Origin of the sequence: Chitinophaga sp. YIM B06452, from assembly GCF_039655965.1 — a bacterium.
GTDB lineage: Bacteria > Bacteroidota > Bacteroidia > Chitinophagales > Chitinophagaceae > Chitinophaga.
Genome location: NZ_JAWLKY010000002.1, coordinates 556,745 through 569,462, shown reverse-complemented (window position 1 = coordinate 569,462; position 12,718 = coordinate 556,745). Strand labels below are relative to the sequence as shown.

16 protein-coding genes are annotated in these 12,718 nt (G+C 50.7%); all 16 read left to right on the top strand.

Annotated features, from left to right (window positions below):
* The first annotated feature begins 1 nt into the window (after window position 1).
* The 16 genes from R3I13_RS11960 (at window position 2) to R3I13_RS11885 (ending at window position 12,717) form a co-directional block, all read left to right on the top strand.
* Window positions 2-484, top strand: coding sequence for a hypothetical protein (locus tag R3I13_RS11960; protein WP_346318188.1), 483 nt, complete (start codon window positions 2-4; stop codon window positions 482-484).
* A gap of 38 nt (window positions 485-522) precedes the next feature.
* Window positions 523-2,298 (top strand): hypothetical protein, encoded by a 1,776-nt coding sequence (locus R3I13_RS11955; RefSeq protein ID WP_346318187.1) that lies wholly within the window; start codon window positions 523-525, stop codon window positions 2,296-2,298.
* Complete coding sequence (locus tag R3I13_RS11950) at window positions 2,285-2,515, top strand: hypothetical protein (protein ID WP_346318186.1); 231 nt, start codon at window positions 2,285-2,287, stop codon at window positions 2,513-2,515. Before R3I13_RS11955 ends, R3I13_RS11950 begins: the two co-directional genes overlap by 14 nt.
* 5 nt (window positions 2,516-2,520) lie before the next feature.
* Window positions 2,521-3,423, top strand: a complete 903-nt coding sequence (locus R3I13_RS11945) for a hypothetical protein (protein ID WP_346318185.1) — start codon at window positions 2,521-2,523, stop codon at window positions 3,421-3,423.
* A gap of 55 nt (window positions 3,424-3,478) precedes the next feature.
* Window positions 3,479-3,928: a hypothetical protein gene (locus tag R3I13_RS11940; RefSeq protein ID WP_346318184.1), complete on the top strand. Its 450-nt coding sequence runs from the start codon at window positions 3,479-3,481 to the stop codon at window positions 3,926-3,928.
* A gap of 1 nt (window position 3,929) precedes the next feature.
* On the top strand, window positions 3,930-4,193 hold the full coding sequence (locus R3I13_RS11935) for a hypothetical protein (protein WP_346318183.1): 264 nt from the start codon (window positions 3,930-3,932) through the stop codon (window positions 4,191-4,193).
* Window positions 4,194-4,196: 3 nt separating this feature from the next.
* Complete coding sequence (locus R3I13_RS11930; protein WP_346318182.1) at window positions 4,197-5,048, top strand: hypothetical protein; 852 nt, start codon at window positions 4,197-4,199, stop codon at window positions 5,046-5,048.
* A 149-nt stretch (window positions 5,049-5,197) separates the two neighbouring features.
* Window positions 5,198-6,508, top strand: coding sequence for a hypothetical protein (locus R3I13_RS11925; protein ID WP_346318181.1), 1,311 nt, complete (start codon window positions 5,198-5,200; stop codon window positions 6,506-6,508).
* A 66-nt stretch (window positions 6,509-6,574) separates the two neighbouring features.
* The gene (locus R3I13_RS11920; RefSeq protein WP_346318180.1) at window positions 6,575-7,543 is read left to right on the top strand and encodes a hypothetical protein; all 969 of its coding nucleotides are present in this window, start codon (window positions 6,575-6,577) and stop codon (window positions 7,541-7,543) included.
* Complete coding sequence (locus R3I13_RS11915; protein ID WP_346318179.1) at window positions 7,540-8,175, top strand: hypothetical protein; 636 nt, start codon at window positions 7,540-7,542, stop codon at window positions 8,173-8,175. The genes R3I13_RS11920 and R3I13_RS11915 overlap by 4 nt, the downstream gene beginning before the upstream one ends.
* Window positions 8,172-8,717 carry a hypothetical protein gene (locus R3I13_RS11910; protein WP_346318178.1) on the top strand — a complete coding sequence of 182 codons (546 nt, stop codon included), beginning with the start codon at window positions 8,172-8,174 and terminating at the stop codon, window positions 8,715-8,717. Before R3I13_RS11915 ends, R3I13_RS11910 begins: the two co-directional genes overlap by 4 nt.
* A 277-nt stretch (window positions 8,718-8,994) precedes the next feature.
* Window positions 8,995-9,339: a hypothetical protein gene (locus tag R3I13_RS11905; protein WP_346318177.1), complete on the top strand. Its 345-nt coding sequence runs from the start codon at window positions 8,995-8,997 to the stop codon at window positions 9,337-9,339.
* Between the two features lies 1 nt (window position 9,340).
* Window positions 9,341-9,586, top strand: a complete 246-nt coding sequence (locus R3I13_RS11900) for a hypothetical protein (protein ID WP_346318176.1) — start codon at window positions 9,341-9,343, stop codon at window positions 9,584-9,586.
* Window positions 9,586-9,963 (top strand): hypothetical protein, encoded by a 378-nt coding sequence (locus tag R3I13_RS11895; protein ID WP_346318175.1) that lies wholly within the window; start codon window positions 9,586-9,588, stop codon window positions 9,961-9,963. Before R3I13_RS11900 ends, R3I13_RS11895 begins: the two co-directional genes overlap by 1 nt.
* A gap of 1 nt (window position 9,964) precedes the next feature.
* Window positions 9,965-11,515 (top strand): hypothetical protein, encoded by a 1,551-nt coding sequence (locus tag R3I13_RS11890; RefSeq protein ID WP_346318174.1) that lies wholly within the window; start codon window positions 9,965-9,967, stop codon window positions 11,513-11,515.
* On the top strand, window positions 11,512-12,717 hold the full coding sequence (locus R3I13_RS11885) for a sialate O-acetylesterase (RefSeq protein ID WP_346318173.1): 1,206 nt from the start codon (window positions 11,512-11,514) through the stop codon (window positions 12,715-12,717). The genes R3I13_RS11890 and R3I13_RS11885 overlap by 4 nt, the downstream gene beginning before the upstream one ends.
* Window position 12,718: the final 1 nt, after the last annotated feature.

Here is a 12,718-nt window from a genome sequence, read left to right as displayed (position 1 = left end):
GATGAAGCCCGTGGCCCCTGACACACCGGGCCTTGTTTTCTCCAATGAGCTGCAAGGCGTGGAAATTCAGGATCCGGAGGTTATTCAACGGGAATTATCCGACTCCAAGCCGGAATACGAAGCTGTGGTAAGCCGGACGATTAACTTTAACGACCGCATTGCGGTGAACATCAACCCGGCCGGCGTTGATACACCGTACTACGATTACACCTGGTGGGAAGATATCAACAATCTTTCAAACAGCCTGAACGTGCTTTTCCTTATGACAGACGGCAGTTCGGACTTTATCCGTGTGCCGCGCAAACAGGGTTCCCTGGAAGGACTACCGGCTACCTTCCGCACCGGCCTGTCGTATGAAAAAGTACAGAACGGCTTCATCGTGGAATTCAAAAAGGGCGTGCTGAAATTCTATGGAGATCCGTTGTTCTTCAACAAGCCCAGTATCGCCCTGAACACCTGCCCGGACCTGGCCGGCCTGTATTAACCATAACGGGAGCCACGAGGCTCCCCTTTCCTTTTCATATGGAGCTGAACAAAACAACTGCGGGGGAACTGCTGAACGGAACCGGAACTAATCCGATGAAGGACACGCTGAAGAAGTGGAAAGATGTGTATTTGGAGGTCAGCCTGCACACGAAAGGTGCGCGGCCGCGTTTCAGAAACCCTGCAAAAGATAGTGGGGAATGGATCACGCCGCCACGGTGGTTGGGTGAAGAGTACCAGCGCCTTTTCGACGATTTTTTACTGGCCCGCCATCCGCGTGAGCCTGAGGTAACCCGCGACTGGCGGTATAGCCAGTATCGGTCGTTTACGAAGGCGCCTTTCGGAATGCTGAATGATATTTTGCGCGGGGCCATCTTCCAAGATAGCCAGTATTCGATCGTCCTTCCTGATAAAGAGGACAATGACTACATCTGGGGCAACAACTTCCAGGGAAAAGACCTCATCCAATTCTTTGATGAAGCGGTGGTGCCGGCAGTGAACGAAGATCCCAATGGCCTCGTTGTACGCATTCCTTCAAAACCATGGTACGAACAGGTAGCCAGCCGGCTGGAGGTTGACGTTTTCTTTGTCAACAGCAAAGACATCGTCTATTTTGATTCCAGCGGCCTGGTCTTTAAACGCGGCCAATATGGTTTTTACATCACTGAGGTGGCAATATTTCGGTATGTAAAGGGTAATAATAACCTGTATGAGCTGGAGACGCGCGGTTACTTTTCTCACCGGCTCGGCCATATCCCTGCAACAGTGGCAGGGGGCGTTTGGAACACTGACGGCTATTATGACTCATATTTCGATAAAGCCATCGCTGCAGCGAATGAGTTTATCGCGTCTTTCTCCGCAGAGCAGATGGTGGACAAGGAAGCCAGCCATCCGTTTATTACGCAGCTGGAGCCCGAAGAATGTCCGACATGCCACGGTTTAAAACAAATGCGGCTCACCGACCAGCATACTGGTGACCCTCGTGTGGTTACGTGTGAGAAATGTAAGGGGCGCGGCACGGTCTCCAGAAACCCGGCAGACAGGCTCATGGTAAGCATGGAGGACTGGTCGCAGCTCGGCGACGGTGGCACAAAAATCACCAACCCCGACGTCAGCATTAACAAGTATCATCGGGAGAAGAATGTTCAGGTCATGGATCTGATCCTGCGCGCGCTGAACCTGCTAAACATCGATGCCGCACAGTCGGGCGCTGCAAAGGCCATCGATCTGGAGAAGTTACTGCTCTTTATCGCAATGGTTTCGAACAACGTTTGGGGCCGGCTGATCTTTGAATCTCTCCGTGATATAATCGCGTACCGCAATATCCGCGTGCTTGATCCCACTATCGGGCCTGTGCCGTATATATACGATTTTACATTCATAAAGCCATCGCAATTTCAGGTGAAGACCGCCGCGGACCTGATGCAAGAGCTTACGGATGCGACGAAGGGAAACATCCCCGGGTATATCCGAAAACGACAGGTGACGGATTTTGTAGATAAGCGTTTTGCCGGCGACGATATTTTTCAGCGGAAAACGGCAGTGATCGCCGAACTGGATGATCTCTACGTCTTTACGCCTGATGAACGCCTCACCATGCGTACAACGGGGGAGGTTTCAACGCCTGACTTGGTTTTTTCTCGTAAATTGCCAGGCATTCTGGACGAGCTGGTCCGGGATAATGGAGCAAAATGGTTCTTTTCAGTTAAGATCGATGAACTGAAAAAGATCGTCGACGAAGCCATCAAACCCTTTATTCCAGCGCAACAGCCAGCGTTCCGAAATGAAAACGGCGAGAACGATGACGAAACCTGATAATTTCTTGGAACTGTATGCCTGGTGTGTGGATAACACAATGACCGGGCACACCGATGCGGTGCACGTGCTGCATCTGTACAGGGTAGACAGGTTTGTTCGCGACGATCCGCGGTTTTATCCATCCGGCGTGCGTCTTCTCGACTACCGCGGTAATGAACTCACCGAAACCTTCTACATGCAGCAGTTCCTCTTTTTTGAGATCTACCTGAACTGATCCGCATGGCCAAAAGCAACAAAAAGACGCCCCGTGAGCAGATCACGGAAGATATTATTGAGCACCTGGATTTTATTCAGTCCACGGTGGACGGGTTGGCAACCACATCTGCTTCCGTCCAACATCAGCTTCACGAAATATTGTGGGAGCAAGTGCAGCGATTTGAAATCAAAGACAAACGGTTTATTCCGCGGCAGGATCTGCGCCGCCGGATGATCATCATCGAAGAAAAGTTTGAAAAAATCCTTACTGGCAAGACGTATGCTGATGCTGTACAAAACTACCTCTCCAGCTTCTCCACTATAGAGAAAACGAATATTGCCCTTCAGAAAGATTACAACGAGCTGCAGGTCGATCTCCAGCTGACGACACCTGCTCGGCGCCAGGTGTACAAACAGGCGAAGGCCGCTCTGTACGGCTCAGGCATCGACGCCGGCTTTCGCGAGCCACTCAACCATATGCTTTTGATGCAGGTCACAACGGGCGGAAGCATCAGCGACATGGAAGAGATCCTGCAAAGATGGAACGCCGGAGACCTATCCGCAGGCAGCCGGTCGCCAACAGGCAGGCCTATGCCCAATCTGCAACAATACGCCACGCAGCTGGCGCGCGATACATCATACCAGTTCAATGGAACGGTGAATGAGATCATCGCCCAGGAATTCGGCCTGGACGGCATTATGTATGTCGGTGACATCATTCGCGACAGCCGGCCGCTTTGCGTGCACCTGGTTAACCTCCGGCGCGACGTTGGGAAAGACGAACTCGCAGAGCTGTTAGTTCGCAAAGACTTGCTGCCAGGACGGATTCCGGGCACAACCGTGCAGAATTTCTGTACAAACCGGGGCGGTTTCGCATGCCGCCATATGTCGTTCCCCGTAAGAATAAGGAAGGCGTCAAGCAAATAATATACAGAATGTATATTTTTATATACATTCTGTATATTTGCATAAACCTTCGAGCATGGAGAAGAAAATCAAATTCGCGCCAAGAGATGCAAAAATCATAAAAGAAAACCCGACGCTTTCGCCCTACCAGCTTCTGGAATTGGGTATTTCCAAGCCCGCATTCGAGAAGCTGATGGAACAGCCCACCACTGACATCAACCCGGAAGCAGACACTTCTCTGGAACTTGAAGAAATGCCTGCAACTTCAGCCGTGACTGAAATCCCGGCCGATAAGGAGCCCGTACAGAAAGAAACCTTGGAGGTCGGCTCAGGTGGCTTACCGGTCCTTACTCCGAAACTTACCGGGGAAATGATAGCTGGGCCGGTCCAAAAGGCCGTAAGCCGGCGTTCAAGGCTTGAGCCCGGCCAGGTGATGGTGCAGACGCCGAACGGCATACAAAATCCGATGGGCCGCGAATTCGCTCAAAAGCTCATTAAGCAGGACCCCCGGTATAAAATCATCTAATATGGCAAAACAGAAGAACCTGCCGGATGTTCCGGCAACACAGGTTGTAATTCAAGAGCCGCAACGCCTTTCGCCTGCAGCAGTTGTGCCTGCAGAAGACCCCGCCAAAAATGAATTGGCCTACATCAAGCTGAACTTCGGAGAGGTCCTGGTTTGCCCGCTGGATGCGAATGGAAATGAAGGTCTTCCTTTCAAGGTGAGCCATAGCACCTATGTTGCGTTTTACAGTAATCCGGAAAAATTCACTTTAAAAAAAACTTCTTAAAACATGGCACTTATCAAACTTTCTCCCACCCAGGCGTTAACGCTTATCAAACAGCTGGGGGTGGATGCAGAACTTGTGGCGGAAGAACAGGCTGAAAAAGACCTGAAGTTCGATGACGCGATCACGGCGGTGGATGAATCGCGCTCCCGCATTTTTAAGCCTGGTATCGAAACCGCCCTGAAGGCACAACTTACGACCCAGCTGGCGGGGCAGTTCGGCGGCGCTCTGCGGGCAACGCTTCGCCGCCTTTCAAATGGCCAGTTGAAAACGTCAGATCTGCAGGACCTAAAGGATGATGAAGCAATTCAGAAGTTCCTGGACATTATGGTTTCCTCCAAGGACAGCAGCCTCGACGATATCCGTGCGCAGATGAAGAAGAACGGCGAAGATTGGGAAAAAGAGAAAGCAGGACTTCTCGCCCAGGAAAAGCAAAAATACGACACGCTGGTGTCTTCTATTCGCGAACGCGATGCGGACGCGATATACGAGCGGATAGTAAGCGAAATTCCCCGTACAGGCGGCAATGCAAAAGTGCAGGCTCAGGCATTGAAGGCCTATGTTAGGTCGCTTTATAAAGATCACTACGACGACAACAAAAAAGACATTGAATTGCGTGATCTTAGCAACCCTGAGAAACCGGCATTGAAAGGCAATCTTGCTGTAGTGCTTAAAGACGTCGGTACTGAATGGGCGAAAGAAAGCGGCATCCTGAAAAATGATAATCGCACAGAAGACCCGAATAAAACCCAGGAGCAGCGTGATCAGGGTCAAAAGACCCATACTACGCAGTATGGTGGTGGTAGTTTCCAAAAAGATATGGCGGCGTTTGAAGATCAACTCAACAACGCTGAATAATTTTTTATCCTGAAAGGGTACAAAGCATTATCTTTGTTTTACAAAATGTAGAGGATACGAAACTCTTTAAAAAGTCGTTGTAGGTGATTCCTACGGAGCCTTTAAATCCGTGATCGAAACCAATTCTTTCACTTTTTAAAGGCTTTTTTATGTCTTTTAAACGCGCCCACCAAAGCATCCAGAAATCCCTCTGGATGTATTCCAAATCCGGATATGTCGGTGGCACCTTACAGGCTATTCTTGGTGCTGCTCGGCTCAATAATACGATAACGGCTCAGGATATCGGGAAAGAACCCGGTAAAAAAAGAACGCTCAAAGTCAATTACCTGCCTCCTGTATGTGAGGATGATGGAACCTGTAGCGATAACCCGTGTGACAGCGGCGAAAAGTCTGAACCACTCCAGACGTATTTCACATTGAAACAGTGTACCTCTTCAAAAGTTTTGCAGATCGATATCGACGATATGCGTGATCTTGACAACATCGGTGCAAACGAGTGGGTAATGGGAATGTTGAATCAGCGTTGGGACACAGTGCGCCGAAAGCTTGAGGTTCAGTTAACCGCCATACTGTTAGCGAATCGCGGCGTATTGCCTGACGGTAACGCGAGTAAGCTGATCAACCTCCTTGATATCAGTTCCAATCGTGTGCGTCCCGACGGTATATTCGACCTCGAAAGGGCTTATATTGACGCCCAGCTCAGTACTCCCTACGTTATCGGTAGTGCCCCAGTTTACAACATCAAACGTCTGTTGGCCATTGGCGCGCCAAATGATGATGGACAGGACATTAGCAAGGTCGCGGTTAACAACTGGTTCTATGATAAAAACCTGAACGGTGCCATCGGCAATTCCGCTGAAAACCTTGTAGCGTTTGATCCGCAGCTGATCAAATTCCTTGGGTGGAACTGGAACCTGGGTCGTTTCGCTACTGATAACAAGGACTTGAAGCCGGAAACGATGTTCCAGGAAGGGCCAAACTGGATGTTTTCGACTATTCTCGACCCCGCTACAGGGATTTTATGGGATCTGGACATGCATTTCCTTCCCTGCGGCAAGAAAATCACCTTCCAATTCAAGCTCAACTGGGATCTGTTCACCCTGCCGATGGATGTTTGCGCAATCCAGGGTCTCAACGGCATCATGCACTTCACAACCTGTGCACCGAAACCGGTGGATTGCACCGGCCAGGGTGCTCCCTCCGGCGGCACAATTGCTGCGAAGGATTACGAATACGATCCTGGCTTTGTGTACCCGCTGATCGTGAACGATTTCACCATCAACGGCAACACGTTCAGACCACTTACCACGTTGGCGAGCGACGCCGATATGGTGGCGATGTTCAACCAGTTCGGTGGTGGCGGCTTTACGTTGACTGCCGGGAAGATCACCTATTCTGGCTACTCTGCTATCGCCGGCAAAATTAACGTAACGGCCTACACCTTCACGGAGGTAGTGTAGCGGCCTATCCATAGTGAAAACTCCACACGGGGGAGGGTTCTTTACTCCCCCTTTTAACAAAAAGCCATGGTCAACTGCCTGAACAATATCGTTTCCGTTAAGCACCTGTGTCCCGACGCAATAAATCTACCATCCACATCAGGATACGACATCTGGATGGCGCCGGAGATCAAATACAGAGGCATAGCGGCTATGACGGACGAAAAGTATGTGAGAGGCTTCAACCTTTTGCTGGCGGCACGGGAAGCGGCTCTTTTGGAGGTCCAGGCTGATTTTTTGAAAGCCGTAGCTACCAGCGGATACAGCAGTGACACCGGCACCAGTTTTTATCAAGCCGCGGTACGGGACGCATCGATCATCAACCCTGCAGCAACTGCTGAGCGTGGCATTACCATACACGCTGCAAAGCCCTCACCACTCCGCAAGATCCGCATCCGCCAGGTGCACGTGTTTCCCGTTCAGTCTGTGCCGGCGGCACAGATTAAGATCTGGGATAACGGTGCTTTCACCTTATACAATGCTCAGTTAATCGGCGGCCAGATCAACACATTTGAGATAGACTATGTGGCCACCGGCGATTATGTACGCATTCTCATGGATAACGCTGCTTTCGATACATACGGAAGCGTCATTTCTTGCATGGTTGGTTGTAGCGGAACTATGCCTAACGAATGTGGTTATGTGACGGGCTGGAATGGCACCGGGCAGGTGAAGACAGAAGGTTTCGGTATATCCGCAACTTTTGGCTGTGAATGCGACTTCTCACAGTTGCTCTGCAGCTGGAGCAAAACGTATATCGGTGAAATTGTTTACTGGAAAATGCGTGCGTTGGTACAGGAGGAGCGTGTAAACAGCGACAGGATGAACAATTTTACGATTTACGGTAGGGAAGAGGCTGAGAAGAAGCGGATTGAGTATGAGAACACGTACCGCGAGAAATGGAACGATTTCTTCCAGGTCCTGCCGAAGCTGATGAAGAACGTGAAGGACTCATGTATTGCCTGTAGTCGAACCTCTGTAAAAACAAACGTATGACCCTGCAAGAGTATAACGATAACCTGCGTGACCTTGCGCAAAGAACGGAAACCCGCCTTTCGGAGCGGGTTATTGTCGTTGCTGCTACACGCATGCTCGGTACTATGCAGAACAGAATCTTCCGCGATGGTAAGGATAGCAACGGTGGAAAGATCGGGTCCTATTCAACGACGCCAATTTATGTAACCCGGGATAAGTTCATACAAAAATCCGCCTACAAGGCTGTGGGTAGGGGAGGGGTGGAGAAGAATATCAAAGCCCGGTCTACAAACCTGGTTACGAAGAAAACTTCTACCACGGTGATAAAATCCTCTGGACAGGACCGCAAAAGCATGTACCTGCCTGACGGTTACAAAGAATTCCGCGAGATACAAGGCAGGCCGACCAACGAAGTGAACCTCTTCATGAAAGGAGATCTTCGGCTGTCATTCACGCTACAGGCGAAAGAAACGGAGGTGCTGATCGGCTTCAACAGCGAGCTACAGTCCTTGAAACGCCGCGGGCTGGAGGAGCATTTTAAACTGGAGAGGGGCACGATTTTCCACGCCACCAAAGAGGAGAAAGAAGAATATTCCAGGGAGGTGGTAAACGAGCTTAAAACTGTTCATTCTGAAATCATGAAAGGATTATGACAACAGAGGATCTCACTAAGCTGAAGGACTTCCTGATGGATAAGCTCCGGTTTTTCAACCAGGGTTTTGCTAATGTTTACCTGGACGAGCTGACCGGACTTATCTACCAGGGAGACAGCTTTGAAAAATTCGCCGTCGGAATAAATGATAGCTTCGGCAACTACTTCTACATACGGACGGAGGCCAATATAGACTATTCTGAATCTCGTCCCCAGGTTACCGATTCTTCGGCTTCTGTTGATGAGGCGCTACGTTGCTACCTGGTCGCTGTGGTGGATAAAGCCCAGCCAAAAGAGCTGGTGCAGGCCATACTCAACGCGCTTTTGCAGTATGGCAGCGAAAAGATACGGCCTGTACGCGCTGTGCATCACCGCGAGACGGCTGTGGCCAAAGAACTTGCCAAGATAGGAAGGGAAGAAATCAAGGATGTACTGCAGCGGCTGGGCAGTTGGCAGGTTGTGATCCTTGAATTTTCGCTTTATACGCGGTTTACGGCCAAACCGTTCAATTGTATTCCTTCACCCTGTAATTCCGTATGCTGATGTGCGGCTGTACCCCGATATCTGATCTTGGTTGTTTCTCCAGCTGTGATCCAATCAATACGAAAATACTGGCGAGCGCAACCGGCACCTGGGTGGCGCGGGTTTGTTTCAACGGCGTCTGGCTCAGCCAGAAAATAGAAGCGACCGAAAACGAAAGTATTGTATTGCCGAACAGCTACCCTGAGGATCTGGTGCTTACGCTCATGCTGATAAAACCAGATGGTACACCCTTCGGAGGTGGCCCTTATTCCTTCAAGAACAAAATAGTTATTCCGATATGATCATTTTTCTCGTTCTAACGCTGGTTTTTTGGCTCGCTGTGGCGGGCTTTACACTTATGCTGTGGATAAGCATACAGCCCGGTAATTGGCTCGGCAGCTGGCAAAAACAGCTCAGGAAATGGGATCTCGCTGGAAAGGAACTCCTATACCGGGTGCTCGGCGGTTGTGGGATATGCACTGCTCACGCCATTGCTCAACTATCGTTTCCGGTTTACGTGGCTTTCTTGCTGTTTGCCGACGCTTGGCCGTTGGGTTGGCTGGCCAGTCTGCTGTGGTATGGCGTGTACGTTAGTGTGGCTACGAACCTCAATCTTTTTTTTATCACGAAACTGTTCAAATAGCATGGCGCTGATCGCGGATTGCCAAACCCTTGAGCCTGCGCTGCTGGCAGCCTGCCTTGTTAATCCAGGCAGCGGCGCCGAACCAGGTGGCGTTGCTGGGGGCCAGGCTGTAAGCGCCTGCTTGAGCTATGATCGTGACACCATGATCGAATGCCTCACCGGCGGTGCGGATCTGGAGTGTTGCTTCGTGGCCGGCATCGGAGGGTGTGTTTTGCTTTTTGACGGAGAACCTGTAACAATTTCATAATGGCAGAATGTGCAACAGAATTACGGGTAAAGCTGGGCGAACCAGTAGACAACTGCCCAGCTGCAGGTGAGACGGTGATGTTCATCACACCTACCGGCTATTTGCGTCGCACATGGACAAAGCTGATCCAGTGCATTGTATTGGCAGTTCAGGAGATTGCCGCGCCGAATGATGAGGATGTCATTATAAACAGCGACTGGGCCGGCAGAAACTACTACGATATGCCGGTGATCAAGGATAAACGCTTCCGTCTTTTTCGCAATGGCATTCTACTTAATTCTACCCAATGGCGCCCTTTGACCGGTGGGGGCTGGGAACTCTTAAAACCCGGCGACAAACTCGTTTTAAACCAGGTATTCACAATCGCAAGATACTAATATGAAGAAACTACTCACCTTGCTGCTTCTGGCAGTTTCATTCAACACCTTTGCCCAGGTTTACGACGATTACCCTGGCTTTTTAGGATATGATGGGCTGCGTGCGCTCACCGAGCTGGAGATCCCAGACGATACGACTGCTGCGCAGGCGGCCAATACCAACCAATGCCGGAAGCTGGCAAAGAAAAACGATGTGCTTTACCAGTTTTCTTGCACGCTGGGTAAATGGGTGGCTGTGGCCCCAGTAAGCGTTCTGGATAGTGTGCGCCGCTCCAACGACACGCTATATTTCCGCACGACCTCCGGCGAGCAGATAGCCGTGAAGTTGCAAGGCATTGAAATCGCTGGGGTAAACGGCCTGCAGGATAGTCTGGATGAGAAGTTAAATGCCCCACTATCGACGAACAACAGCCTCAACGCCCTGGTAGTGGTGGACGGACAGAACAAAACTTACATCCGCAGCACCGATAGTCTCCCTTTCATCAAGAACCAGTTCGCAGGCGAGCAGGGGGGGGCAGAAGTTTGGGTGAGCGGGAGAATCCGATCAAAGGGTTCTCTGCAGCGAATCGATGACGGAACGAACCAGGCGAGCTTGATCGATTGGTTAAAGTCGGATGCTTCTACTATACGAGGGCGTATTGGGTACTGGAACAGCGGCGTCTTCGGCTCAACGGACACCTGGGGCGCCCTTAACTTCCTCGGCCCTGCTTTTCTGGCTGGGAAAAAAGACAGTACGGTTGCGTTGGGGACAATTGACGGGGCAACAATTTCCACAAAGCTGGCCATCAGGGGGCAGAATATGTTCCTGCGACGGAGCGGCATGATCGTTGATTTGAACGGTGCGCTGCTCGATTCCCTCACCGGAGTGGCGGTTACTTCACCTTATTTCTTCAATGTTTCAGCTGGAGCTGATAACACCTCGGCTTCCTTTTCTGGAGGTGTTCGAATGCGGCGGCTGAATGCTGATACAATACGATCTCTTAATGGTGCGCCTGTAATTCTTACTGATAAGTTTCGATTAGTGGCCCCCACAAACTCATATCCTTTCGATATCAAACGCGATTTATCCAGCCAGGGATTAGCCCTGGATGCAGGGGGAGGGGTCGCCCGGTATAACTCTTACGATTCAACGAACGCGGTTTGGGGGCGGCACTATTTCGAAAGCACCAAAGGCAGTACGACAAAAGTTTTAGCGATTCTGGACGCAAACACGGACCGAGTTGGGATTGGACCAGGTACGACCCTGCACACTTTCTTCCAGGTACAAGGTGCGATGTCTCTACCTGTTACTACCGTTACCGGGAATACCACCCTTAATGAAACTCACTTTGAGTTGCGGGTCAATAATTCCGGATCGGTAACAATTACCCCACCATCAGCGGCAGGGATAACCGGTCGCATTTATTGTGTTAAAAAGTTATCAGCCGCGTCGAATGATGTGGTGATCACGGGTGTTAAAACGCTCACGCTTTTGGGATCGTCAGTCATTTTTATCAGCAACGGCACCAGCTGGGATATTATAGGTAGTCACGCAGAATCAACAGTTTTATGAGGTTATTTTTCTTTTTTATTTTATTCGCCTTCTCGGCCCAAGCGCAGTACACATCCAACGACATCGCTCTGATCATCGGCTACGGCCAAAGCAACGCTGTAGGGGTCGCGCCGCAAACTTACGGTGGCATTGATCTTGCCCCCTCACCATACAATGTTACCAAGATTGAGAGAGACAACCGTACAGGGGTGTTGTCTTTCTACCACTCACAGCAGTATCAAACCTCTGTCAATGAGCCCACTTATGAGATCAACCGGGTGTCGATTATGCCGATGCTTGGGGAACTGATGGCGCAATATCTCATTTCGGAAGGCGTAGCTGCTGAAGTACTCACGATCTCCGCCGCGGTGAACGGCGCCAGTATTACGGCGATATATAAAAATACCTCCTACTACAACTACATGCTCCGCGCTATCGACAGTGCTAAGGCTTATGCGGATCGCAAAGGGAAGAACCTCCGCTGCGCATATGTGGCGTTCCTTCACGGCGAAAGTGATGCGACCGCCAACTTTGGGTCGTACACCGCATACCTTTCCGGCCTGGCTGACTACCTCAACACGGACATTAAGGCCCGAACGGGACAAACTGAGGACGTACGGCTGATCTTGTCGCAACTCGGGTTCAGTTACTGGTCCGACCTGGCCGGCTCGTATCCGGCGCGCACAATGAATATATGCAACGCAATGATCGCCGGGCTCAGTAACTCAAAGATCCGCATCGCCACCCCGGGTTATATTGCGCCGCTGGATGGGCAAGAATTCTACAGCAAAAACTTCCAGGCCTCACACTACAGTGGACCCGGGCTTCGTCAGATGGCGCCATACTTTCAGGCATGCTGGGGGACGGCTATATGGTCATCCTTCACTTGTACCAGCGCTGTGCTGGCAGGAAATGAAATAACTGTAACCGTTACTCCTCCTAGCGGGGCTGTGTCATTGGATGCCACCCGCATCTGCAAGAATGGGCATTACGGATTCGAGTTTGCCAGCAGCGGGACGCCGGGAGTGTCGATCACGGGCGTTACCGTGCTAAATGGCACTCAGATCAAGGTAACTCTTTCAGGCACCCCGACAGGAACGAACACACTTTATTATGCCTACAGCATGAACTTCCAGGTAGGCGGCCTGCAATACTACAGGCAGAACGGCGCCGTGAAAGATGCTGGAGGAAATTATTTAAACGCTTTTTCTAAAACACTTTGAC